This window comes from Mycobacterium bourgelatii, assembly GCF_010723575.1.
GTDB lineage: Bacteria > Actinomycetota > Actinomycetes > Mycobacteriales > Mycobacteriaceae > Mycobacterium > Mycobacterium bourgelatii.
The window spans coordinates 402,972-425,904 of record NZ_BLKZ01000001.1 but is presented as its reverse complement, the minus strand read 5'-3'; the positions used below and the strand labels follow the sequence as shown (position 1 = coordinate 425,904).

General features: G+C 66.4%; 24 protein-coding genes and 1 pseudogene. 8 read left to right on the top strand and 17 right to left on the bottom strand.

Features of this window, described 5'->3' with window-relative positions; genetic code table 11:
• Window positions 1–24: 24 nt before the first annotated feature.
• Genes hemC through G6N68_RS01890 form a run of 3 tightly spaced genes read right to left on the bottom strand, consistent with a single transcriptional unit; the run spans window position 25 to window position 2,705 of the window.
• Window positions 25–972, bottom strand: coding sequence for a hydroxymethylbilane synthase (gene hemC, locus G6N68_RS01900; protein ID WP_163718023.1), 948 nt, complete (start codon window positions 970–972; stop codon window positions 25–27).
• Window positions 973–981: 9 nt separating this feature from the next.
• Window positions 982–2,349, bottom strand: coding sequence for a glutamyl-tRNA reductase (locus G6N68_RS01895; protein ID WP_163707145.1), 1,368 nt, complete (start codon window positions 2,347–2,349; stop codon window positions 982–984).
• Window positions 2,350–2,402: 53 nt separating this feature from the next.
• Complete coding sequence (locus G6N68_RS01890) at window positions 2,403–2,705, bottom strand: glutaredoxin family protein (protein ID WP_163707141.1); 303 nt, start codon at window positions 2,703–2,705, stop codon at window positions 2,403–2,405.
• A 125-nt stretch (window positions 2,706–2,830) separates the two neighbouring features.
• On the opposite strand from G6N68_RS01890, the gene G6N68_RS01885 reads away from it, so the two are divergent.
• From G6N68_RS01885 to G6N68_RS01875, 3 genes are read left to right on the top strand one after another with little or no spacing between them, the layout of a single operon-like run.
• The gene (locus G6N68_RS01885) at window positions 2,831–3,736 is read left to right on the top strand and encodes an HAD family hydrolase (protein WP_163707139.1); all 906 of its coding nucleotides are present in this window, start codon (window positions 2,831–2,833) and stop codon (window positions 3,734–3,736) included.
• A gap of 43 nt (window positions 3,737–3,779) precedes the next feature.
• The gene (locus G6N68_RS01880; protein ID WP_163707136.1) at window positions 3,780–4,295 is read left to right on the top strand and encodes an FAS1-like dehydratase domain-containing protein; all 516 of its coding nucleotides are present in this window, start codon (window positions 3,780–3,782) and stop codon (window positions 4,293–4,295) included.
• Between the two features lie 10 nt (window positions 4,296–4,305).
• Window positions 4,306–5,232, top strand: coding sequence for a cyclopropane mycolic acid synthase family methyltransferase (locus tag G6N68_RS01875; protein WP_163707133.1), 927 nt, complete (start codon window positions 4,306–4,308; stop codon window positions 5,230–5,232).
• A gap of 115 nt (window positions 5,233–5,347) precedes the next feature.
• Here G6N68_RS01875 and G6N68_RS01870 read toward each other — a convergent pair whose 3' ends face one another.
• From G6N68_RS01870 to G6N68_RS01830, 9 genes are all read right to left on the bottom strand, one after another.
• Entirely contained in the window at window positions 5,348–6,424 is a 1,077-nt protein-coding gene (locus G6N68_RS01870; protein WP_163718021.1) for a lysophospholipid acyltransferase family protein, read from the bottom strand.
• A complete protein-coding gene (locus G6N68_RS01865; RefSeq protein ID WP_163707129.1) occupies window positions 6,421–7,563 on the bottom strand; it encodes an SDR family oxidoreductase in 1,143 nt (380 codons plus the stop codon). The genes G6N68_RS01870 and G6N68_RS01865 overlap by 4 nt, the downstream gene beginning before the upstream one ends.
• Before the next feature lie 76 nt (window positions 7,564–7,639).
• Window positions 7,640–7,741, bottom strand: coding sequence for a 30S ribosomal protein bS22 (locus tag G6N68_RS01860; RefSeq protein WP_003402602.1), 102 nt, complete (start codon window positions 7,739–7,741; stop codon window positions 7,640–7,642).
• Window positions 7,742–7,880: 139 nt separating this feature from the next.
• Window positions 7,881–8,129 carry a cell division/environmental response transcriptional regulator gene (locus tag G6N68_RS01855; protein ID WP_163707126.1) on the bottom strand — a complete coding sequence of 83 codons (249 nt, stop codon included), beginning with the start codon at window positions 8,127–8,129 and terminating at the stop codon, window positions 7,881–7,883.
• Window positions 8,130–8,268: 139 nt separating this feature from the next.
• Entirely contained in the window at window positions 8,269–9,147 is an 879-nt protein-coding gene (proC, locus tag G6N68_RS01850; protein WP_205351215.1) for a pyrroline-5-carboxylate reductase, read from the bottom strand.
• A 36-nt stretch (window positions 9,148–9,183) separates the two neighbouring features.
• Entirely contained in the window at window positions 9,184–10,074 is an 891-nt protein-coding gene (locus G6N68_RS01845) for a thioesterase family protein (RefSeq protein ID WP_163707120.1), read from the bottom strand.
• Complete coding sequence (locus G6N68_RS01840; protein ID WP_163707117.1) at window positions 10,074–10,916, bottom strand: sugar phosphate isomerase/epimerase family protein; 843 nt, start codon at window positions 10,914–10,916, stop codon at window positions 10,074–10,076. The genes G6N68_RS01845 and G6N68_RS01840 overlap by 1 nt, the downstream gene beginning before the upstream one ends.
• A 16-nt stretch (window positions 10,917–10,932) precedes the next feature.
• Entirely contained in the window at window positions 10,933–11,970 is a 1,038-nt protein-coding gene (locus tag G6N68_RS01835) for an Rv0497 family membrane protein (protein ID WP_163707114.1), read from the bottom strand.
• Window positions 11,967–12,986: a Ppx/GppA family phosphatase gene (locus tag G6N68_RS01830; protein ID WP_205351214.1), complete on the bottom strand. Its 1,020-nt coding sequence runs from the start codon at window positions 12,984–12,986 to the stop codon at window positions 11,967–11,969. Before G6N68_RS01830 ends, G6N68_RS01835 begins: the two co-directional genes overlap by 4 nt.
• Before the next feature lie 106 nt (window positions 12,987–13,092).
• Here G6N68_RS01830 and G6N68_RS01825 point away from each other — a divergent pair, with 106 nt between their 5' ends.
• A complete protein-coding gene (locus tag G6N68_RS01825; RefSeq protein WP_163707111.1) occupies window positions 13,093–13,887 on the top strand; it encodes a DUF3109 family protein in 795 nt (264 codons plus the stop codon).
• Between the two features lie 31 nt (window positions 13,888–13,918).
• On the opposite strand, the gene G6N68_RS01820 is transcribed toward G6N68_RS01825, so the two are convergent.
• Window positions 13,919–14,680, bottom strand: coding sequence for a FadR/GntR family transcriptional regulator (locus G6N68_RS01820; protein WP_205351213.1), 762 nt, complete (start codon window positions 14,678–14,680; stop codon window positions 13,919–13,921).
• Between the two features lie 75 nt (window positions 14,681–14,755).
• Between G6N68_RS01820 and G6N68_RS01815 the strand changes: the two genes are divergently transcribed.
• A complete protein-coding gene (locus tag G6N68_RS01815) occupies window positions 14,756–15,730 on the top strand; it encodes a tocopherol cyclase family protein (RefSeq protein ID WP_163707106.1) in 975 nt (324 codons plus the stop codon).
• On the opposite strand, the pseudogene G6N68_RS01810 reads toward G6N68_RS01815, so the two are convergent.
• A pseudogene (locus G6N68_RS01810) lies at window positions 15,711–16,913 on the bottom strand (IS110 family RNA-guided transposase). The gene G6N68_RS01815 and the pseudogene G6N68_RS01810 overlap by 20 nt on opposite strands.
• Window positions 16,914–17,159: 246 nt before the next feature.
• Here G6N68_RS01810 and G6N68_RS01805 point away from each other — a divergent pair.
• The 3 genes from G6N68_RS01805 to G6N68_RS30440 are packed head-to-tail and all read left to right on the top strand — an operon-like array spanning window position 17,160 to window position 20,034.
• Entirely contained in the window at window positions 17,160–17,489 is a 330-nt protein-coding gene (locus G6N68_RS01805; RefSeq protein WP_163707103.1) for a hypothetical protein, read from the top strand.
• Complete coding sequence (locus G6N68_RS01800) at window positions 17,486–19,357, top strand: GMC family oxidoreductase N-terminal domain-containing protein (protein ID WP_163707101.1); 1,872 nt, start codon at window positions 17,486–17,488, stop codon at window positions 19,355–19,357. The genes G6N68_RS01805 and G6N68_RS01800 overlap by 4 nt, the downstream gene beginning before the upstream one ends.
• Complete coding sequence (locus G6N68_RS30440; protein WP_240355328.1) at window positions 19,354–20,034, top strand: hypothetical protein; 681 nt, start codon at window positions 19,354–19,356, stop codon at window positions 20,032–20,034. The genes G6N68_RS01800 and G6N68_RS30440 overlap by 4 nt, the downstream gene beginning before the upstream one ends.
• A gap of 27 nt (window positions 20,035–20,061) precedes the next feature.
• On the opposite strand, the gene regX is transcribed toward G6N68_RS30440, so the two are convergent.
• The 3 genes from regX to G6N68_RS01780 all read right to left on the bottom strand — a co-directional run bounded on the left by regX (window position 20,062) and on the right by G6N68_RS01780 (window position 22,931).
• Window positions 20,062–20,745 (bottom strand): two-component sensory transduction protein RegX, encoded by a 684-nt coding sequence (regX, locus tag G6N68_RS01790; RefSeq protein ID WP_163707099.1) that lies wholly within the window; start codon window positions 20,743–20,745, stop codon window positions 20,062–20,064.
• A gap of 46 nt (window positions 20,746–20,791) precedes the next feature.
• On the bottom strand, window positions 20,792–22,039 hold the full coding sequence (locus tag G6N68_RS01785) for a sensor histidine kinase (protein WP_163707096.1): 1,248 nt from the start codon (window positions 22,037–22,039) through the stop codon (window positions 20,792–20,794).
• 136 nt (window positions 22,040–22,175) lie between these two features.
• Window positions 22,176–22,931 carry a phosphoglyceromutase gene (locus tag G6N68_RS01780; RefSeq protein WP_163707094.1) on the bottom strand — a complete coding sequence of 252 codons (756 nt, stop codon included), beginning with the start codon at window positions 22,929–22,931 and terminating at the stop codon, window positions 22,176–22,178.
• Window positions 22,932–22,933: the final 2 nt, after the last annotated feature.

Genomic DNA, 22,933 nt, shown 5'->3' with positions numbered 1-22,933 from the left:
CGTTGTCGCTCCCACGTTTGATACTCAACTTCCTGGCGCGGGGTCATGCCGCGCCCCCCTCATCAACTCCGCGGCGCCCAGTTCGAACAGCTCCGCAGCAACCGAGAGCCCCAGCTCCCGTGCCCGATCGGAAGTGCCGATTCCGGACGCACGGATCACGTCCGATCCGTCGAGTGCCGCCACGCAGCCACGCAGCGACAGCTCTTCGAAGACCCGCCCCTCCTCGTCGATCGACTCGACCACTTCAGCGATCGCGCCCACCGGTGCGGAGCAACCGGCCTCCAGTTCGGCGAGCAGGGCCCGCTCCGCAGTGACCGCCGCCCGAGTGTCGGCATCGTCCAACTCCGCCAGCACCGCCGCCATGCGGCTGTCATCGGCGCGACACTCGACCGCGAGTGCGCCCTGAGCAGGCGCTGGCAACATCTGCACCGGCTCGAGCGTCTCGGTGACATCATCAAGGCGACCCAAGCGGGCTAGACCTGCCCGGGCCACCACGATGGCGTCAAGATCACCACTGCTTACCCTGTTCAACCTGGTATCTAGGTTGCCTCTTAGGGGGCGGATTTCCAAACCGAGACCCAATGCTCTAAGCTGTGCCGCCCGTCGCGGCGATGACGTCCCCACCAGCGAACCGACCGGCAACTCCCCCAAGACCAATCCGTCGCGGGCCACAACCGCGTCACGCGGGTCATTGCGCGGCGGTATGGCCGCCACGAGGAAGCGGGGATCGGGGGCCGTCGGCAAATCTTTGTGGGAGTGCACAGCAATGTCCACGCGGCCGTCGTCCATGGCCTCCCGAAGCGCCGTTGTGAACACACCCACACCCAGCGTGTCGATCGGCGCCGACGACCGGTCCCCCACTGTGCTGATCGTCACCAACTCCGCGGGGTGCCCGTTGGCGATGAGCGCGTCTCTGACCGTCGCAGCCTGAGTGGTGGCCAGCAGGCTGCCCCGGGTGCCTATCCGGATCACATGCACCAATCAGCTACTCGGCGATTGGTTATGCGTGTCGAATCCGCTTGATACAACCGGCAATTCACCCGCGGCGACCGCATCGACAGCGGTCTGGTCCAGTTCGAAGAGCTCGCGCAGTGCCTCCGCGTAGCTGTCGCCGCCTGGGGCACTGGCCAGCTGTTTGATCCGCACGGTAGGCGCGTGCAGCAGCTTGTCCACCACCCGCCGCACGGTGCGCGCCACCTCTTCGCGCTCGGCGCTCTGCAGGCCGGGCAGTCGGTTGTCCAGTCGCAGCAACTCCGCCTCGACCACGTCGGCGGCACGCTGGCGCAGCGCCGTCACGGTCGGGGTCACCTCGGCCATCCGCTGTCCGGCCAGGTAGGTGGCAACTTCGGTGGCGACGATGCGACGGGCGGCGTCGACGTCGGACGCCGCGGCGTGGGCGGACGGTTCGTGTTGCACGCGGTCCACGTCCACCACGAACACGCCGGGCAGGCCGGCCACCGCCGGATCGACATCACGCGGCATGCCGAGGTCGCAGATCACCAACGGTTTCGTCGTTTCGTCACGCTGGCTGGCGGCCAGCGCGTGGTGCACATCGGCGAGCGACACGACCGGACGCACCGCGCCGGTGCAGCTGACGACCACGTCGGCGTCAGCGAGCGCCTCGGCCAGGTCTTCCAGCGGCGCCGCCGAGCTCTGGACGCCGGACTGGCGGATCTTGGCGGCCAGGCGCTGCGCCCGCGACGACGACCGGTTCAGCACGCGGATTTGCCCAATCCCGTTGCGGGTCAGATGCGCCGCCGCCAAGGCCCCCATCGCGCCGGCACCGACCACCACCGCCGTCTTGCCCGCGAGCCCGCCCAATCTGCGATCGGCCAGGTCGAGGGCTACCGAGACCACCGAGGCGCCGGCGGCGTCGATGGCGGTTTCGGAATGCACCCGCTTGCCCACCGACAACGCCCGCTGCGCCAACTCGTGCAGCACGCGGCCCACGGTCCTGTTGGCCTCGGCGGTCGCATACGCGCGGCGCACCTGGCCAAGTACCTGCTGTTCGCCGACAACCGCCGAATCCAGGCCGCTGGCGACGGCGAACAGATGCTCGACGGCGGCCTCGCTGTACCGCACGTACGCGTGCTGGGTCAGCTCCCCCATAGGCATGCCGGAGTGCTCGGACAGCAGCTGTCCGATGACGGCCAAGCCACCGTGAAAGGCCTCGACCACGGCATAGACCTCGACCCGGTTGCACGTCGACAGCACCATCGCCTCGGTGACCAGGGGCGATTGCAGCAAACGATCGACGATCTTGACCTGATCGGACTCGTCGAGGCTGAGCTGTTCCAAGACGGGAACCGGCGCGCTGCGGTGCGAAATCCCGAAGAGCAGAATGCTCACAGCATCACCTGGCCAGCTCCCTTGCGTGAAAAGTGACTGCTCTACGGTAACCGCTAGTCAGCTGGGCTACCAAATATTGGACGGGCCAGATCGGCGCGCAGACGGGGCTCGTCCACCTCCCAATAACTGTGCTCCTCGCCGTCCAAGAGAATGACGGGCAAACGATCGCCGAACTCGGCGCGCAAAGCCGTGTCGCCCGCCGCAGCCGCAACGTCCACGTCCGTCGTTGACAGATCAAAACCCAGCTCGACGGCCAGGTCAGCCAGCTGGGCCTGCACTCGCAGGCAGATGGTGCAGCCGGCGCGGGTCAACAGCTGCACCTGTCGGCGGGTTGGCTCTGCTAGGGACTCAGACATACGCATCAGTGTGGCAGTTCTGACACCGAGCGCCGACGGCCGACCGTCCCTGCCCAAGTAGGGTTATAACGGCCTTACCAACGGCCTAGAAGCGGCCACGAACACCAGCGATTGGGAGGTTTCTCGTGACTTCCTCCGGCCCGGGCAATGCGGACTACACGCGCCGCATCGACCTGCAGTCGCTGGCCGCCAACGCCAGCGCCGAACGTGCGTTGTTCGACCTGCACACCGGTGAAGACGAACTCCGTCCGCAACCGCCCGTCGACCTCACCGCCGCGGCGTTTTTCGACGTGGACAACACCCTGGTCCAGGGGTCTTCGGCGGTGCACTTCGGTCGCGGGTTGGCGGCGCGGGAGTACTTCACCTATCGCGACGTCCTGGGCTTTATCTACGCGCAGGCCAAGTTCCAACTGCTGGGCCGGGAGAACAGCGAAGATGTCGCCGCCGGCCGACGCAAGGCGCTGGCCTTCATCGAAGGCCGCTCGGTGGAGGAACTGGTCCGCCTCGGTGAGGAGATCTACGACGAGTACATCGCCGACAAGATTTGGCCGGGTACCCGCGCGCTGACGCAGATGCACCTCGATGCCGGTCAGCAGGTGTGGTTGATCACCGCCACTCCGTACGAGCTGGCCTGCACCATCGCGCGGCGACTCGGTCTGACGGGCGCTCTGGGCACCGTCGCCGAGTCGGTCGACGGGATATTCACCGGCAGGCTGGTCGGCGAGATCCTGCACGGCTCGGGTAAGGCGCACGCGGTGCGCTCACTGGCCATTCGCGAGGGCCTCAACCTGAAACGCTGCACCGCATATTCCGACAGCTTCAACGACGTTCCCATGTTGTCGCTGGTCGGCACAGCGGTTGCGATCAATCCGGACGCCCGTTTGCGCAGCCTGGCCCGGGAACGGGGATGGGAGATCCGCGATTTCCGCACGGCGCGCAAGGCTGCCCGAATCGGTGTGCCGTCGGCTCTGGCGCTGGGTGCCGCCGGAGGCGCGTTGGCGGCGCTGGCCTCGCGACGCCAACCCCGCTGATAGGCTGCGCCGCTAGCAGCTATTTCGATCGGAGAGCCCTCGCATGTCAGTAGTTCCCGAATCGACCAAAGCAATCATCGGCAGCCACTACCGCGGCGAGGATTACTTCGAGGTCGGACGCGAGAAGATTCGTGAGTTCGCGGAAGCGATTCAGGATGACCACCCCTACCACTTCGACGAGGCGGCGGCCGCTGAGGCCGGCTACTCCGGACTGGTGGCCCCGCTGACGTTCCTGGCGGTCGCGGGCCGCCGGGTGCAGCTAGAGATCTTCACCAAGTTCAACGTCCCGATCAACATCGCTCGGGTGATCCACCGCGATCAGAAGTTCAAGTTTCACCGGCCGATTGTGGCCGACGACAGGCTGCACTTCGACACCTATCTAGACTCGGTGATCGAGTCCCACGGCACGGTACTCGCCGAGATCCGCAGCGAGGTCACTGATGCCGAGGGCAATCCGGTTGCTACCGGCGTCGTCACGATGCTGGGGGAAGCCGCGAAACAGGAAGCGGACGCTGAAGAAACCGTCGCCGCGATTGCATCGATATCTGCTGGAAAGTAGGGTCGCGTTAATGTCAGAAGCTACAAATGGCAGCAGCACCAGGCTGAAGCCGCCGGTCGAAGACGTCCAGTCCCACTACGATCGATCCAACGAATTCTTCAAGCTGTGGCTCGACCCGTCGATGACCTACAGCTGCGCCTACTTCGATGAAAACCCCAATATCGATGAGCCGCAGACTAAAACACTCGAAGAGGCGCAGTTCGCCAAGCGCAAGCTGGCGCTGGACAAGCTCAACCTCGAACCCGGCATGACCCTGCTGGACATCGGCTCCGGTTGGGGCTCCACGATGCGGCACGCCGTTGAGCACTACGACGTCAACGTCATCGGCCTGACACTCAGCGAAAACCAGCTCGCGCACTGCGAGCAAAAGTTTGCTGAGATGGACAGCCCGCGGCGCAAAGAGGTGCGCCTGCAGGGCTGGGAGGAGTTCGACGAGCCCGTCGACCGCATCGTCTCGCTGGGCGCATTCGAGCACTTCGCCGACGGCGCCGGCGACGCCGGATACGAGCGCTACGCCGCCTTCTTCAAGAAGTACTACAGCTTGCTGCCCGACGACGGCCGGTTCCTGCTGCACTCCATCGTGGTTCCCACCGCCGAAGAGGGTAAGGCGATGGGCCTCAAGACCACGATGAGCCTGCTGCGCTTCATCAGCTTCATCCTCAGGGAGATCTACCCCGGCGGTAAGTTGCCCCAGGTCGAGCAGGTCGACCGCTACTCCACCGAGGCGGGCTTCAAGATCGAGCGCCACCACTTCATCGGCAAGAACTACGTCCCCACCTTGAACGCCTGGGCCGACGCCCTGGAAGCCAACAAGGAAAGGGCAGTCGAGCTCAAGGGCGAGCAGGAGTACGAGACGTTCATCAAGTACCTGCGGGGCTGCTCGGACCTGTTCCGCGACGGCTACACCAACGTCTGCCAGTTCACCCTGGTCAAGTAGGACTAAAAGAGACCCACAAAGCTCCCCCGACGCCTTCGCGGCCTCGGGGGAGTTTTGCGTCTCGCGCCGCCCCTAAAAAGGGCCTGGAAGGGCCGGGAAGGGCTAGCCCAGGAAGTTAGCCCAAGAAGATGTTGCGACGCCCGGCCAGCAGCCGGTACAGCGTCTGCTGGATCGTCTCGCGCACCTGATCGGTCAACTCGAAGGTGACCATCGGGTCCTCGGCGTCGGAGGGTGCGTAGTCGGCGGTGTCGATGGGCTCACCGAAGGCGATGCGCCACTTGGACGGCAGCGGCACCACCCCGAGCGGGCCGGCCAACGGGAACAGCGGCGTGACCGGGAAATAGGGCAAGCCGAGAAGTCGTGCCAACAGCTTGACGTCGGTCAACATCGGATAGATCTCTTCGGACCCGATGATCGAGCACGGCACGATGGGCGCCTTGGTGCGCAGCGCGGCCGATACGAAACCGCCCCGACCGAACCGCTGCAACCGGTAGCGGTCCTCGAAGCGCTTGCCCAGACCCTTGTACCCCTCCGGGAACACCGCGGTGACTTCACCCTTGGCGAGCAACCGATGCGCGTCCGCCGTACACGCCATGGTGTGACCGGCCTTGCGGGCTGCGGAACCCACCACCGGCAGGTCGAACACCATGTCGGCGGCGAGGAGCCGCAAATCCCGTTCCGCCGGATGCTCGTCATGAACCGCGACCGACAGCATCAAGCCATCGAACGGCAGCACCCCGGCGTGGTTGGCCACCACCAGCGCGGCGCCCTCGTCAGGAATGTTCTCGACACCGCTGACTTCAACGCGGAACCACGACCTGAAGAAAAATCTCAGCAAAGGCCGAACAATCGCATTATTGAAATGCGGATCGAACCCGAATTCGTCGACGCTGTAGTCGCCGGTCAGTCTTTGCCGCAAGAACTCAGCTACCGCGGCAACGCGCTGCGCCAGATCGTTGAGCGGTTCGTCGGCCGACGAAGCGGCACCCGCCGCACGCCGGTGCTCGTCGATCTCGCGAACGACGGCGGCAATCTGGTCGGCCGATGCGCGGCCGGTGGGATCGGACAACAGCGAGGGATGTTGGCGAGATGCCTCGGCCCGCTGTCCGGCGCGCTTCCGTGCCGCTACTCGACCCCGATTGCTGTGCAGGGGAATGACTTTGGCTCTGGAATCACCCGCCACTGGAACTATCCAAATCTATCTACCCCGCCCCATGGAATTGGATTTCGGCTACCCCAGCGCTGTGCTAACGCTATGACGCGACCCTCCAAGGAGCGTACCCGATTCGGGTCGATTATGGGAGTCAAGCCGCGGCCGCGGACGTAGTCGTCGAACGCCTCCGCCGTCGTCCATTTCGGCTGAAACCCAAGCTCGGTACGCATTCTGGTGGTGTCCATGACGCGGCCGTAACTTAAATAGGCGTATTGGTCCCTGCTGATCTCGGCGTATTTATTAGCTCGCCTCAGCGAATCCAGAGCCCACACTCCAGATCCCGGTACTGGCAACGGAATTCGTCCCGCACGCCGAATCGCTTGCGACAGCATTATGATCCCGTCGGCCCCGATATTGAACGTTCCGGCCTTGCCGGCCATGGCTGCCCGCTCCAGCGCCCCGAGGGCATCCTGCTCGTGCAGCAACTGCAAGCGGGCATCGCGCCCGAGCATCGTCGGCACCAACGGTCCGGCCAGATAGCGAGACAGCAACGTATCCATCGCTGGGCCAATCATGTTGGCCAAGCGCAGGATTGTCACCGCGATATCGGGGCGCCGCCGTGCCAGCGCACGCACATACCCCTCGATGTCGAGGCTGTCCTTGGCGAAGCCCTCGCGGAAGGGGCGTCGACTGCTGCTGTCCTCGGTGAACATCACGGGGTCGTGCGCGCTCGATCCGTAGACCTCCGACGTCGACTTCAGCACGACGCGACGCACCGACGGCGCCTTCTGGCAGGCGGCGAAGAGTTGCATCGCCCCCATCACGTTCAACTCTTTCAGGGCCGCACTGCCGCCGGACCGGGGCGCGTAGGACGCCGCAGCGGCGTGCACCACCGTGTCGACATCGCCGTTTCGAATCACCTTCGCAATGAAGGGATTCCGAATGTCGGCGCGGACGAACTCGGCGCGGCCCATGCGGCGCAGCATGTCCTTGCTGGGCGCGATGGCATCTACCGCGATGACGGTGTCGATCAGCGGGTTCTGCGCCAGGCGCGCCGTCAGATAGCCGCCCAGGAATCGACAAGCGCCAGTGACCAGCACGACTTTCGGGTAGTGAACCTTGTCATCGTTGCCGGTGTTGCCGGTGTTGCCGCCGTCCCGGTCGTTCGATGGAACCACCACGACAGCCTAGCCGGGAGCAGCGACGGACGCGTTACGGCTGGGTGACAGCGGACACAGTGGACGCAGTAAGGGCTTACTTGCCAAGTTTTCTGCGCTGCACCCGGGTGCGGCGCAGCAGTTTGCGGTGCTTCTTCTTCGACATGCGCTTGCGCCGCTTCTTGATTACTGAACCCATAACTCCGCTATCTACCTGTGACCGCTTTCTACAATGACCCGGTCACTTTACCCAACCGGCCGCACCCAATACCAAACCGGCAGCCGCTTCAGCCGCCAGCGGGCTCGCCGCCGCCGGCCTCGGTGCTGAAATAGCCCAGCTAACCGGCGAAGTACGAGGTCTGCAGCATGTCGTTGACGGCCTTGGCGTGCACCCGGAAAGAACGGCCGACCCTAACGGCGGGGAGTTCGCCGTTGTGCACCAGCCGGTACACCGTCATTTTGGAAACCCGCATCAGCGAAGCAACCTCGGCCACGGTCAGAAACTGAGATCCGGCCTGCTGACCTTCACCGGTGTCCCGTCCTTTACCAGCAGAATCGCGTGCCGATGGCCCGTTCGTAGACGTCATCGCAACCCAATCGTGTCAGGCCCGCGCAATGCCAGCGGCTTCCCCTCCGCTGGCCCCACACGTGCTTACACCAAGGAGAATAGCGGGACTGATGGGGTTACTGGTACTGGTGTGGGGGAATCAGTTCAAATTTATCGAATTATTCCGATGTAATTCTCAGCTGCTCAGAGCGGGTTTTTGCGGCCTGTACCGCCGCGTCGACGGTGATGCGGAAACCGCCCCGTTCGAGCTCACGCAACGCCGCGGCGGTGGTGCCGCCTGGGGAGGTCACCGAAGCCCGCAGTTGCGCCGGAGAGGTGTCGACCCGCGTCCCCACCGGCTCCCGATCGGCCGCCGTTCGATCTTCCTCCATGCGCTCCAGCAGCATCGCCGCGGCGCCGCCCATGGTCTGGGCGGCCAGATCGGTGGCCACTTGACGGCTCAGGCCGGCGGCGACACCGGCATCGACCAGCGCTTCCACCAGTAACAAGAAGTACGCAGGCCCCGAGCCCGACAGGGCCGTCACCACGTCCATCTGCTGCTCGGGAACACTCAGCACGCCCCCGACCGCAGCGAATAACGCGGAGACCTCCTCAAGTTGCTCGGCACTGACGAACCGGCCCTTGGCCAATGCGGTGACGCCCGCCCCCACCAGCGCGGCGGCGTTGGGCATGGCCCGGACCACGGGCGTACCGGCCGGCAGCTTGGACTCGAAGTAGGAGATCGTCACGCCCGCTGCGACGGTGACGAACACCTGCTCGGCGCTGTCGTGCTCGGCTGCGGCGGCCGCGGCGGCCAGGTCGCCGATCACCGTTTCGACGTCGGCGGGCTTCACCGCGACGACGATGAAGTGGGCATTTTCCACCGCGTCTTTGACCGACGCGGTCACCAGCACCCCGTACGTGTTGGACAGGTACTTGGCTCGACCTGTCAAGCGTTCGGCCACCACCAGGTTTTTCACCTGGCGCCCCGCCCGCAACAGACCCGACAGCAATGCCTCGCCGATGCTGCCGCCGCCGATGATCGCGATTCTCGCCATGCCGCAAAGCATTGCAGACGGCCGGGCTGACCTGCGCTAGTGGGCTGGCGGCAGTGGGGGCGGCACGAGTGCCAACTGGCGCGACTGCGCCACGATCCGGCCGGTGCGGTCCACCACGAGGTGGTCCTCGTCGAACCAGTCCTGACCGATCTCGATGCAGGTGCAGATCACCCGCAACCATCCATCGGCGGGCACGGCGCGCAGAAACGCGGTGAGCTGCACCGTGGGCGCCCACCCGGTGCGATCCACCGCGAAGGTCACCGGTGCCGACAAATCCCCGCACAGCAGGGCGAACAGCGGGTCCGGTGCGACGCCGCGCGGCCGCACCCACATCTGAAATACCGGCGGCTTTCCGTCGGTAACCCGCCCCTGGGTGGACAGCAGCGGCCGGATATCGCAGCCCTCGCCCAGATGCACCACGTCCGCCGACGGGTGTCCCGGTCCGATCGGCGCGACGTCATCGGGCGGTTCGGGGGCCATGAGATCGACGACGGGATTCGCCGACAGCAGCGGCGCGGCCTCGTGCTCCGGTTCGCCCAGGGTGACGACGGCATGCACCGCGGTCCGGTCGCCCTGGTTGAGTTCGACGTCCACCACGCTGATCCGACGGCCTCGTTTGCGGATCGACGTGACGAGCCGCATCTCACCCGGATCGGGTGCCCACAGGAAGTTCGCCGAGACGGCCACCGGTTGCAGGCCGGATCTCAAGGCCGGTTGCAAGTCAGATTGCGGCCCCTCTAGCAGCTCGCCGCCACCGTGCGCCGTGCGTGCGGCGTTGGCGCACAACGCCACCATCGCCCCGCCGTGCACCTTGTTACCGATGGTCCAGTGCTTGTTCAGTTCGGCGTCAAAGACCGCGCCACCCTGGCCGACGTCGATCTCGTCGACCTGGCGCAGCGTCATCGCCTCGGTGAACGACGCTTCCATCAGCGCAGCAGGTGGGTACGGGCGAACTGCAGCGATTCGGCCAGCATGGCCTCGCGCTCGTTCGCCGAACGGGCGTTGGAAGTGGACACTTCCAGCACGACGTGGCCGGCAAAGCTGCTGGCGGCCAGCATCTGGCACACCTCGGCGGTGGGCTGGGTTCCGCGGCCCGGCACCAGATGCTCGTCCGCGGGCAGCCCGTTGCCGTCGCACAGGTGCAGGTGCACCAACCCGCGGCCCATGCGCCGCGCCATCTCAATCGCGTCGGTGCCCGCGGTGGCGGTGTGCGAGAGGTCGAGCGTGTAGTGCGCGTGGCCGCCGTCCAGCGGGTCGTACGACGGCGCGAAGGCCGAAATCGCCGGGCCCGGGCCCCCACCGCGGCGCCGCATCCGCTCCAGGGACTGACCTGCCCCGAAGAACCGGTCCGCCCGGAACGGAAACATGTTTTCCACCGCCACCATCACGTTGCTCGATGCCTCCAATGACGCAACTTGCTCGCTGAACCCTTCGGCGTAGCGCCGTTGCCACCGGAACGGCGGATGCACGACGACGGTCGGCGCGCCCAGTTGCTCGGCGGCGCGGACGGTGCGGTCCAACTTCAGGATCGGGTTGGCCCCCCACACCCGCTGCGAGATCAGCAGGCAGGGCGCGTGTACCGACAGTACCGGCACCCGATAGCGCTCTGAGAGCTTCTGCACGGCGTCGATGTCCTGGCTGACCGACTCACTCCAGACCATCAGCTCGACGCCGTCGTAGCCGAGTCTGGCCGCATACTCGAATGCGGCCTCGGCCCGCAGCGGGTAGACCGAGGCCGTCGATAGGCCGACTTTGATGGCTGGGCGCACTGTCTGTTGGCGATACCTATCCCGAATGCAACAACGCCAACGGCCCCAGGGTGATCAGCGCCCCCACGGCAACCGCAATCAACGTACTGGCGATGTCCTCGGTCTTGCGGACGACATGCACGCCGACCACCAGACCAAGGATGACCAGGACCGACAGCACCAACGCGACGATGCTGCTCCATCGCCACAGTTGGTCGAAGGCGAGGAACAGGCCGGCGCCGAAAACCACGGCGAGCATCGACTGGAACACCGTCACGACCACGCGCCACAGCGTCGCGAGCTTTCCCTCCGAGGGCCGGACGGCCGTGTCGGCCTCGGCATCGTCGAGGAGCTCCAGTTGCCGCTCCCGGCCACGGCGTCGGGCGACCTCGTCGGCGATGGATTGGCCCCCGAACAAGGTGTGCTCGGACGCGTCGTCCGTCGCGTTTGAGTCCGCGTACTCGGCGTCGTCCAGTGCGACCTCTGGGGGCTCGGGCACCTCGGAATCCATCACATCGACGGAGGTGTCCGTGTAGTGGCCCACCGGATCGGGATTCATGTGCTCGGCGCCGGACTGCACGGCGGCGGCCTCGGACGCCTCGGTGTGGTGCAAGGGCCGCGGGTACTCGCTGCGTTCCGGTCCCTGGGACCGACGAGCCCTCGGATCGGATTTGGGCCAGCGCGGCTCGGGTTCGGACCAGTAGACGGCCTTCGGCTTGGCCTCTTCCGCTTCTTTCGGTGTTGCTTCCGGGGCCGCTTCGGCGGGAGCTTCGGCCGCCAGGCCGTTGCCGGGGCTGGCCTTGGGCTGCGGCGCCGGTGGCGGCGCGGGGGGTGCCGGCGGTGCAGGCGGTGCTTTCGGCGGCTCGCGGTGCTCCTCGCGGTAGTCGGCGTGGTCGTCGCGAATGATCGGAATCTCGCCGGTCAGTTCCGCGACCGTGACCGCATCGCTGTCACCGCGACGCCGACGCCGGCGTTTGGTCGGGGCGGCGACCGTGCCGTTTCTGGCCAGCAACTCCGCCACCGAGATTTGCCGGGTGTCTCCGGTGTCCTCCGCTTCGGAGTGTGGTCCGCTCATGACTTGTTGCCTCTCGATCGGTTAGCTGCATTCCGACCAACTAACTGACCTCCAGCATCCCGCACAGAAGTCTCCACGAGAGCAGTTCCATCGGCTTCGCTGTCAAGTTTGCGCAAGATGAGACCCTCCCGTAGCGCCCACGGGCAGATGTCGACGGTCTCGATTGCCAGCGCTCGCATGCTTGCCTCCGCCACCAGAGCACCCGCCACGATCTGCGGCGCTCGCTCGGCACTCACCCCTTCTAGTTCTGCACGGTCAGCGGTGGTCATCCTAGATATGAAAGATATGAGTTGTCTGAGGCCGTTAGCTGTAAGCGTCCTCTTCACGCGGGGTCCGGCGGCCGACGGCGCCGCACCGGTAAGGCGCGCCAACGACCGAAACGTCTTCGAGGTCGCGACGGCGAGGTCGGCTTCGCCGGCCTCGAGCACATTCGCGGCGGCTTCCGACAATTCAGCGTCCAACCAATCCCGCAGCATCCCGATCCGCCGTCGGCTCGGTGGGTCGTCGGGAAGCCACTCGCGGGTCAGTCGTCCGGCGCCGAGCGGCAGCGACAACGCCACGTCGGGCTCCTCGTCCACGCCGCTGGAGATCTCCAGCGAGCCGCCGCCGATGTCCAGGTTGATGATCCGTCCCGCGCTCCACCCGTACCAACGGCGCACCGCCAGGAAGGTCAGCCGCGACTCGTCGACCCCGCGCAGCACCTCCAACGCAACGCCGGTCTCTTTGCGGACCCGCGCGAGCACTTCCTCGGAATTCTCGGCGTCGCGCACCGCGGATGTGGCGAACGCCATCAGTTCGGCGCAGCCGGAGCTCACCGCGATCTTGGCGAACTCGTCGATGGTGGAAACCAGCTTGTCCGCTCCGCGCTTGGTGATCTTGCCCGAGCTGTCGGTCGCCTCGGACAGCCGAAGGGTGGACTTGGTCGAGCTCATCGGCGTGGGATGACCGCCACGGTGAGCATCCACCACCAGCAGATGCACCGTGTTGCTACCCACGTCCAGCACGCCCAATCGCACAAACACAAGGTAGCCGGGCGAACAAGGTCGCTCGCCAGGACCCGCCTGCGGCGCGCACCGCCGCTAGCCACGGCAAGGCGACAAAACGTGGACTAACGTTGCATCCGTGGCAAACTCGCGCCCAACCCAGGTGAGCCCGGGGCAAGAAGTCGAATTGGATTTTGCCCGTGAATGGGTGGAGTTCTACGACCCGGACAACCCTGAGCACCTGATCGCGGCCGACCTGACCTGGTTGCTGTCGCATTGGACATGTGTGTTCGGCACCCCTGCGTGCCAGGGCACCGTGGCCGGTCGCCCGGACGACGGCTGTTGCTCGCACGGTGCGTTCCTGTCCGATGACGACGACCGGGCACGGCTGGACGACGCGGTGCAGAAATTGACCGCCGAGGACTGGCAGTTCCGCGACAAAGGCTTGGGCCGCAAGGGCTACCTGGAGCTCGACGAGCACGACGGCGAGTCGGCGTACCGCACCCGCAAACACAAGAACGCCTGCATCTTCTTGAACCGGCCTGGGTTCCCCGCCGGGCCCGGCTGTGCGTTGCACAGCAAAGCCCTCAAGCTGGGCGTGCCGCCGCTGACGATGAAGCCCGACGTCTGCTGGCAGTTGCCCATCAGGCGCAGCCAGGAGTGGCTGACCCGCCCCGACGGCACGGAGATCCTCAAAACCACGCTCACCGAATACGATCGCCGCGGCTGGGGCTCCGGCGGAGCCGATCTGCACTGGTATTGCACCGGTGACCCGGCCGCGCACGTGGGTAGGAAACAGGTCTGGGAGAGCCTTGCCGACGAGCTGACCGAGCTGCTCGGCGAAAAGGCTTATGCGGAGTTGGCGGCGATGTGTAAGCGCCGCAGCCAGTTGGGGCTCATTGCCGTGCATCCCGCGACGCGAGCGGCCGAGTAACTCCGCCGAGCAGCCGCAAATTCGTACAAAATCATCGATTTTCGTGCAAGTTTGCGTCTGCTCGCCGTGAGTAGGCCGCCACCATGCGCAGCGCGCTGGCGTGCAGATAGCCCTCGACCGCCGCTGCCGCCCTGGTCGCATCGCGCGCCAGCACGGCCTCGGTGATCGCGCGCAAGTCGGCGACGACGGCGTCGGCGTCGGCGTAGGCGACGGTGAGCTCGTGCTCGCGGCCGCCGAACGCGTGCTCGACCCAGCGATACAGCAAGCCCAGGGCTCGGTTTCGGGTGCTGTGAATGAGCACCCCGAAGAAGGCCAGGTCGGCGGCCTGTCGCGCTGCGGCCGAATCCGCTTCCCACACCGCTGAAAGCGCGGCCTGCAGCGCCTCGGCATCGTCGGGACTGCGGCGTTCGGCCGCCAGACGGCCGATCATCGGTCCCAGCCCAGCCCGGATCTCCAGCAATTCGACCAGAAAATCCGGGCCGAGTTTGCGCACCAACGCTTCGACCACGGCCGGATGGGTCAACCCCTCGGGGTCGCAGACCACGCTGCCGCTGCCGTGCCGGACCTCGATCATGCCCATCTGCTGCAGCCGGGCCAATCCCTGGCGCAACGAGGTGCGATTCACGCCGAGCTGTTCCGCGAGTTCCCGCTCGGGCGGCAGCGTCGAACCGGGCGGAAACACGCCATCGAGGATCGCGTCAGCTATCGACGTGGCGATCTGCTCGTCCACGCGCTGGCGATCCGGCGGCTGGATCGGGGCGGCTCGAAGGTCCCGCTGAGATGATTGGTTCATTGGCTCAACCAATATTGTAGACTAGTTCGCACCGGCTGCACATTCGACACGGAGTCAGGCCGGGAGGAGGTCGCAATGGACGAAGAGACGCGATTGGCGGTGGCCCCGCGCTGGCGCGGTAAAGCCGGGCGACTGGAGGTCTGGTATGCCACCCTGTCGGACCCGGTGACGCGAGCCGGCCTGTGGGTGCACTACGAGACCGTCGCGCCCACCGAAGGCGCTCCCTACGCGCACGGCTGGGCCACCTATTTCCCGGCCGACGGCCCCCCGCGCACCGAGCGATTCGGCCCCGAACCCACCCAACCCGCCACCGGTACCGCCTGGTTCGACAACGCGGGTGGCCGGGTTGGCCAAGAAGAGATGACCGGGCGGGCGCGGTCCCTGGCGTGGAACCTGTCCTGGAAGGACACCGGGGCACCGCTGTGGACGTTCCCCCGCGTGGCATGGGAACGGGAATTGCTGCCGGGCGCCCAGGTGGTGCTGGCCCCCACCGCCGACTTCGCCGGCTCGCTGACCGTCGACGACACCACCCACTCCGTGGACGGCTGGCGCGGCGCCGTCGCGCACATCTACGGGCACGGTAACGCCAAGCGCTGGGGCTGGATTCACGCCGACCTGGGCAACGGCGACGTGGTGGAGGCCGTCACCGCGGTATCCCACAAGCCAGGACTCAACCGGTTGGCCCCACTGGCCTTCGTGCGATTCCGCATCGACGGAAGAGACTGGCCCGCAAGCCCGTTACCGTCGCTGCGGATGCGGACCACCCTCGGCGTCCGGCACTGGCAACTGGAGGGGCGCATCGGCCGGCGCCAGGTGCTGATCCGGGTCGACCAGCCACCCGAGCGATGCGTCAGCCTGCAGTACACCGACCCCGACGGCGGCACCGTGGTGTGCACCAACACCGAACAGGCCGACATCCATGTCGAGATCGACGACCGGCAGTGGTCGGTCCTGGGCACCGGCCATGCCGAGGTCGGTCTGCGCGGCCCCGAGGCACCCCCCGTCAATGAAAGGACTCTCAATGAAGATGTCAAGCCGCCGACTGTGTGATTGGGGGTGAGTCGGGTTGCCAGGTGCGGTTGTCACGGATGAGCGCGTAGAGGACGTTGGTGCGGCGTCGCGCCAGGCAGATGGTGGCCGCGATCGGTCGTTTTCCTTCGTTCCGTTTGCGCTGGTAATAGGCCTTGGAAAGCGGGTCGCAGCGGATGGCGGTGAGCGCGGACATGTACATGACCCGGCGCAGTCGTCGGCTGTAGCGCTTCGGAGTGTGCAGGCGTCCAGTGCGTTTCCCGAGTCGCGAGACCGGGGCCAGCCCGGCCCACGCCGCGAGTTGGTCAGCCGACTCGATCAGGGCGGGTCACCAACAGCGGCCAGGAATTCGGCGCCGAGCCGAAATCCCATGCCGGGCATGCTGGTGATTACTTCAGCAAGTGGATGGCGGCGAAATCGGCCCTCGATGTCGGCGTCGGTGGTCTTGATGCGTTCATCGAGGGAGATCACCTCCTGGGCCAGTTGTGCGACCAGCCCAGCGGCGACTTCTTCGCCCGGCAGGCGCACCGTCTGGTCTTCGCCGCAGCCACGGCCGCCGCTGCGATTGCAGCGGCGTTACGCACCCCGGCATCGGCCAGCACCCGCGTCAGCCGCGAAAGGCCGCTCTGCCGAATGGCTTTCGGACGCTGGTAGCGCGCAGCAGCACCACCCAACCACGATCCTGGGTCAGCTGAGCTGCTCGCTCCAGGGCCGGGCAGACCGCTACCAGCTGTTGACGCAGCCGGTTGATGGTGCGGGTGCGATCAGCCACCAGATCAGTCCGATGGGCGGTCAGCATCCGCAGTTCGGTGATCACGTCATCGCCGGGGTGCAGCACCGGCAGATCGGCACCGCGCATCCGGGATTGATCGGCGATCACCCGCGCGTCCTTGGCGTCGGTCTTGGCCTCCCCGCCGCGGTAGGTCGCCGAGGCCTGCCACACCTGGCGGCCCGCCAGATAGCGCACCGACTTGCCGGCATCGGCGAGCACCGTCAACAACAGGGTGGCGTAGACGGTGGTCAGATCCACTGTCCAAGACACCTGCCCACCGAGCTTGTCCACATCGGAAACAAGTCCACGGATCTGTTGCTCGTCGTTGACGAACTTTCGGGAAAGCACCACCGCACCGTGGTCATCGACCACGCACACCCAGTGATGCTCCTTGCCGACGTCCACACCAGCCCACAACTGGACCGCAGTCATCTCGCCTCTATTCGCTTGTCTGCCAATATGTTCCCCACGGACCACCCCGCCAGCATTTCCTTAAACAAGCGATCACATCGCAGATCTCAATCAGCGGCCAGAGAAGTCCAAGCGGGTCGGGCGGCCAGTCCTCTCAAGCCGCACCATCAAGCCGGCAACACACCAACAACCTCACCCGACCCGCCCGGGTCACAGCACAACGTAACAACACGAAGTAACTGCACCTACGAACTTAAGGACCCCCCAATGAGTTTCGCCCTGGACCCACCACTGCTGGTCATCGCCGGTGCGCTCATCGAACGCCGGGTGCCGCCAGACCGCCGCGAGGTCGCCGAAGCAGCAACCCTTGGTGTCTTCTTCGCCGGCTCGTTCGGGCTCTACAACAACGTGCCCGGGCTGGGGTTCCTGTGGCGCCCGTTCCGCTCCCGCAACGGCCGCGACTTCATGTGGAACAGCGGCGTTTTCAACGTGAACACCGATGAGATCGACTGGCCCGCACACGCTGCGGCCGGGGGCATATTCGCCACCTACCCGTTCTTCCTCAAACTTGGCCGCGCGCTTGGACGGCGAAAATGAGTCGGCTCGCGCACCGAGCCGCGGCGTCGTTCGGTACGGCGCTGCTACCCGAGGAGCACGGCGGCCCCTCCTCCGCCGAACTCGTGCAGTGCGTCGACCGCTACCTCAAGCGGGTGCCGACGACGTCCCGGTTGGCCATCCAAGCGGGGCTGGCCTCGCTGTCGGCGGCGAGCTATCTGACCACCGGCCGGTCACTGACGCGGCTAACCCCGAGCCAGCGCGCGCAGGTGCTGCACCGCGTCGCCGCACTCAACCCGGAGGCCGGGACGGCGTTGGAGAGCCTGAAGGTGGTAATGCTGCTCGCCCACGGCGCCGACACCTTCGCCGACGAACTGCTGACTCGCGCCCAGAACGACGAACTCGCCCGCCCGGACGCGGTATTGGACGTCACGCCGTCGTCCGAGAGCCCATCGGTCGTTACCGCCGACGCGGTGATCGTCGGCTCCGGGGCCGGCGGGGCGATGGCCGCGCGGACCCTGGCCCAGTCCGGCCTGAGCGTGATCGTGCTCGAGGAGGGACGACGCTGGACGGTCGAGGAGTTCCGGACCACCCATCCGATCGAGCGCTACGCCGGCTTGTACCGCGGCGGCGGCACGACCGTCGCGTTGGGTCGTCCACCGGTGGTGTTGCCGATGGGTCGCGCCGTCGGTGGCACCACCGTCGTCAACTCAGGCACCTGCTTCCGGCCGCCGGTCGCCGTGCAAAAACGCTGGCGCGACGAGTTCGGCCTCGACCTGGCCGACCCCGCGGGCTTCGGCGCGCACCTTGACGACGTTGAGCGCACCCTGCAAGTGGCGCCGGTGCCGCTGAACATCATGGGACGCAACGGAAATCTGCTGCTGCAGGCCGCCGACAAGCTGGGCTGGGAGGCGGCGCCCATCCCCCGCAACGCGCCGGGCTGCGGCGCCTGCTGTCAGTGCGCGCTTGGCTGCCCGCGCAACGCGAAGTTCGGCGTGCACCTCAACGCCCTGCCGCAGGCGTGTGCGGCTGGGGCACGGATCATTTCCCAAGCGCGCGCTGAACGGTTGTTGCACCAGCACGGGCGCGCCCGCGGGGTGCGGGCACGTCGTCCCGACGGCACCGCGATCGACATCCTCGCCGCCACCGTCATCGTTGCCGCCGGGGCCACCGAAACGCCGATGTTGCTGCGGCGCAGCGGCCTTGGCGGCCACCCACGGCTCGGCCGCAACCTCGCGCTGCACCCCGCCACGGCCCTGGCCGGGCGCTTCGAGGAAGACGTCTACTCGTGGCGCGGCGTGCTGCAAAGCGCCGCCGTCCACGAATTCCACGAGTCCAACGGGGTGCTCATCGAAGCCACCTCCACGCCTCCGGGCATGGGGTCGATCATCTTCCCCGGGTATGGGGCCGAGTTGCTGGGCTGGCTGGACCGGGCGCACCACATCGCGACGTTCGGCGCGATGGTGGCCGACAAGGGGGTCGGCTCGGTGCTGTCGGTGGGCGGCGAGGCCGTGGTGCGCTACAACATCACGCAGGACGATGTTGCCAAACTACGGGTCGCGCTGGCCGCAATTGGCAAGCTGCTGTTCGCCGCCGGCGCGGTCGAGGTGCTCACCGGGTTGCCCGGTGCGCCGACGGTGAAGTCCGAGACGGAGCTGCGGGAAGTGTTGGCGCGCACCAATCCACGGAGCTTGCACCTGTCCGCTTTCCACCCCACCGGGACGGCAGCGGCGGGTTCGGACACCCAGGTGTGTCCCGTCGACGAGCGCGGCCGGTTGCGGGGCGTCGACGGGGTGTGGGTTGCCGATGCGTCGATTCTGCCCAGCTGCCCCGAGGTCAACCCGCAGGTCTCGATCATGGCGATGGCGCTGGCCGTCGCCGATCAGGTCGTCGGCGATCGGTCCAGGTGACCGCTTCGCAGCAATGGATACTCGACGCGATACGGAATTTTGAGTACGACGTCGCGTCTTGTGTCCCACCGGTTTTCGAGGCCTACGCGCGGATATTTCATCCGGCATACCGCGTGAACACGCCCGAGCCGCAGCAACCAGTCACGTGGCAGGCGGTGGCGCAGGCCAACGGTCGGATTGCGCACCCGGCCATGGAGTGGGGCTCCCTGGTCGGGTCGTGGGACGCACAAAGTCAGCCGGGACTGTGGGCCCGTCGGCCGGATACCGGCCGGCTTCCGGTGCCCACCACCGCTGCGCTCGCCGACGTGTTGAAGCGATGCTCGACGGCCGACCGCGTGATGTATGCGGTGTGGAGCGGTTACGGCGACGTGCAGATCCCGAATGCCGACCTGATCGAACTGCCGAACCGTCCGATGTATCTGGTCGCCGGGTCCATCGATGACGCCAGCGAGCCTTTCGCGATACCCGGCCGCACGGCCAACTTATGGTGGGCAAGCGATCGACAGTGGTGTGTCGCCACCGACATCGACCTGATGAGCACATATGTCGGCGCAAGCCGACACTGCATACAGGCGATCCTCGCCGACGACGCGCTGGAAGCGCTTCCGGTGACTCCCGATCAGCGGATCACCTGGGACGCGGACACCCTGAACCCGCGGCCACAGCCTCCGCACTGATGGCAGACGGTGAGGCCCGCGAGCCGATCAGCCCTCGAGCTTGTAACCCAACCCCCGCACCGTCACCAGGTGCACCGGATTGGCCGGGTCGGCCTCGATCTTGGACCGCAGCCGTTTGACGTGGACGTCGAGAGTCTTGGTGTCGCCGACGTAGTCCGCGCCCCAGACCCGGTCGATCAGCTGGCCGCGGGTCAACACCCGCCCGCTGTTTCGCATCAGGTACTCGAGCAAGTCGAATTCCTTGAGCGGCAACGTTATCGGGTCGCCATTGACCGAGACGACGTGTCGTTCCACATCCATCCGGACCGGTCCGGATTCCAGGATGCCGTCGCTCACTTCGGACTCGTCGTCGCCGCCGCGGCGCAGCACCGCTCGGATTCGCGCGATCAACTCGCGCGCCGAATATGGCTTGGTCACATAGTCGTCGGCGCCTAGCTCCAGGCCGAGCACCTTGTCGATCTCGCTGTCGCGCGCGGTGACCATGATGACCGGCACGCCGGACCGGGCACGCAACTGCTTGCACACGTCGGTTCCCGACATGCCCGGCAGCATCAGGTCGAGCAGCACGATGTCGGCTCCGGACCGGTCGAACTCGGCAAGCGCCGAGGGACCGTCGTTCACCACCGTGGCCTCGAAGCCCTCTTTGCGCAGCAAGAACGCCAGCGGATCGGCCAAGGACTCCTCGTCCTCCACGATCAGCACGTTCGTCATTTGCGCCACTCCTTTTCCTCGCCTAGCTTGACGTCGTTAGCGCGGGTCATCGACTCAGCTCTTCCTCTCGTTGTGACCTGCTTGGCCACGATTCAGGACCCTTCGATTGCTCAGCTTTCTCTGCGCTGTCCGCCTGCAGCGGCGTGGCCGGCCCCGACTCCGCCACCGGAATGGACAACGTGAACGTCGACCCTGTCCCCGGCTTGCTCCACACGCCGATGCTGCCGTTGTGGTTGGCCGCGACGTGTTTGACGATGGCCAGCCCCAACCCGCTCCCGCCGGTTGCCCGAGACCGGGCCTTGTCCCCGCGGAAGAACCGCTCGAACACCCGCTCCTGGTCTTCCAGCGCGATGCCGATGCCGCGGTCGGTGACGGCGATTTCGACGTTGTCGCCCCGCCTGCGCCGGCTGATCGACACCGAGGACCCGGACGGCGAGTAAGCGATCGCGTTGGACACCAGATTGGCCAACGCGGTGACCAACAGGGTTTGGTCGCCCAGCACCCGCAATCCGCTGGGGGCGTCGGTGCGAACGTGGATGTCGGCGTTTTCGGCGGCCACCTTGTGCCGTGAAATCGCTTCGGCCACAACGGTGTCGACGTCCACTTCGACGACGTTGGGTAACCGCTCGGCGCCCTGCAGCCGGGACAGCTCGATGAGTTCGGTGACCATGTCGCCCAGGCGAGTGGCCTCGACGAGCGCCTTCTCGGCGAATCGGCGGACGGTTTCGGGGTCGTCCGCCGAGGCCAGCATTGCCTCGGCCAACAGCGCCATCGCGCCGACCGGGGTCTTGAGTTCGTGGCTGACGTTGGCGACGAAATCCCGCCTGGTCGCTTCCATGCGGGCGTAGTCCGACTGGTCATGGACGAAGACCACCGCGAACCGGCGGTCTTCTTCGCTCAGCAGCCGGGCGTACCCATGCACCTGCAACCCCGACCGGCCACCCGTCCGCTTGGGCGGCAGCAGGTCGAACTCGACGTCCTCACCGCGCAGGGCTTGCTTCGCCGCGTCCCAGGCTTCGTCGTCGAGTTGCCGGTCGCGCACCAGGCCGAGCTCCTTGGCCCGGTCGTTGAGGTAGACGACGTCGCGGTGGATGTCGACCACTGCGGTGCCCAGCGGCATCAGCGCCACGATTTGTTGCAGCATCTGCGCGACGGTGATTCCGGTCCACTCGGTGGCCACCCGTTGCCGGCGCTGATCAGCTCGCCGCGCCAGCCGGACTCCTGCCGCCACTCCGACGGCCAGCGCCAACGCGGACAAGACCCCGGCCAGCAACAGTGCCGAGAACACAGTCACAAGCAAAATCCTACAAATCAGGTGAACACTGCCCTAGCTGAGCGAGGCCAAATCCGGACAAGTCACACACTGAGCGGCAGGTATTCGGCTTTTGTTAACGCGATGTTTAGCCTAGCGCCCTACCAGCGCTTAGTTTTCACGATTTAGCCGCGCCCTGACTGGCCACCGCCGCCGCGCCGGCCTCGGCGGCCTCTGGGTCGAGATACGTGCCACCCGGCACCGTCGGCCGCAGGTCAGCGTCCAGGTCGTAGCGCAGCGGGATGCCCGTCGGGATGTTCAGCCCCACGACATCCTCGTCGGACATGCCGTCGAGGTACTTCACCAGCGCCCGCAGCGAATTACCGTGCGCGGCGATCAACACCGTCTTGCCCAACCGCAGGTCAGGCACGATGACATCGGTGTAGTAGGGCAGGAATCGGGCGACCACGTCGGCCAGGCACTCGGTCAGCGGGCCGCCGTCGATGTTGGCGTACCTGGGGTCGGCGTCCTGGCTGAACTCGCTGCCCTTTTCGATCGGCGGCGGCGGGGTGTCGTAGCTGCGCCGCCAGGCCATGAACTGCTCTTCGCCGTACTTTTCCTTGGTCTTGGCCTTGTCCAGGCCCTGCAACGCGCCGTAGTGGCGCTCGTTGAGCCGCCAGCTGCGATGTACCGGGATCCAGAGCCGGTCGGCTGCGTCGAGCGCCAGATGCGCGGTGGTGATCGCCCGCCGCAGCAGGGAGGTGTAGAGCACGTCGGGCAACAGGTCCTGCTCGGCCAGTAACTCGCCGCCCCGCACCGCTTCCGCGCGGCCCTTCTCGGTCAGGCCGACGTCGACCCAGCCGGTGAAGAGGTTCTTGGCATTCCAGTCGCTCTCGCCATGGCGCAGCAGTACCAGCGTGGCAGTCTCACCCATGC

Excerpts from the sequence above, each read along its gene's own strand:
- G6N68_RS01890 (WP_163707141.1), bottom strand. The coding sequence starts at position 2,705 with ATGTCTGAGTCCCTAGCAGAGCCAACCCGCCGACAGGTGCAGCTGTTG.
- G6N68_RS01880 (WP_163707136.1), top strand. The coding sequence starts at position 3,780 with ATGTCAGTAGTTCCCGAATCGACCAAAGCAATCATCGGCAGCCACTAC.
- G6N68_RS01875 (WP_163707133.1), top strand. The coding sequence starts at position 4,306 with ATGTCAGAAGCTACAAATGGCAGCAGCACCAGGCTGAAGCCGCCGGTC.
- G6N68_RS01860 (WP_003402602.1), bottom strand. The coding sequence starts at position 7,741 with ATGGGTTCAGTAATCAAGAAGCGGCGCAAGCGCATGTCGAAGAAGAAG.
- G6N68_RS01855 (WP_163707126.1), bottom strand. The coding sequence starts at position 8,129 with ATGACGTCTACGAACGGGCCATCGGCACGCGATTCTGCTGGTAAAGGA.
- proC (WP_205351215.1), bottom strand. The coding sequence starts at position 9,147 with ATGGCGAGAATCGCGATCATCGGCGGCGGCAGCATCGGCGAGGCATTG.
- G6N68_RS01845 (WP_163707120.1), bottom strand. The coding sequence starts at position 10,074 with ATGGAAGCGTCGTTCACCGAGGCGATGACGCTGCGCCAGGTCGACGAG.
- G6N68_RS01835 (WP_163707114.1), bottom strand. The coding sequence starts at position 11,970 with ATGAGCGGACCACACTCCGAAGCGGAGGACACCGGAGACACCCGGCAA.
- G6N68_RS01820 (WP_205351213.1), bottom strand. The coding sequence starts at position 14,680 with ATGAACCAATCATCTCAGCGGGACCTTCGAGCCGCCCCGATCCAGCCG.
- G6N68_RS01815 (WP_163707106.1), top strand. The coding sequence starts at position 14,756 with ATGGACGAAGAGACGCGATTGGCGGTGGCCCCGCGCTGGCGCGGTAAA.
- G6N68_RS01805 (WP_163707103.1), top strand. The coding sequence starts at position 17,160 with ATGAGTTTCGCCCTGGACCCACCACTGCTGGTCATCGCCGGTGCGCTC.
- G6N68_RS01800 (WP_163707101.1), top strand. The coding sequence starts at position 17,486 with ATGAGTCGGCTCGCGCACCGAGCCGCGGCGTCGTTCGGTACGGCGCTG.
- regX (WP_163707099.1), bottom strand. The coding sequence starts at position 20,745 with ATGACGAACGTGCTGATCGTGGAGGACGAGGAGTCCTTGGCCGATCCG.
- G6N68_RS01780 (WP_163707094.1), bottom strand. The coding sequence starts at position 22,931 with ATGGGTGAGACTGCCACGCTGGTACTGCTGCGCCATGGCGAGAGCGAC.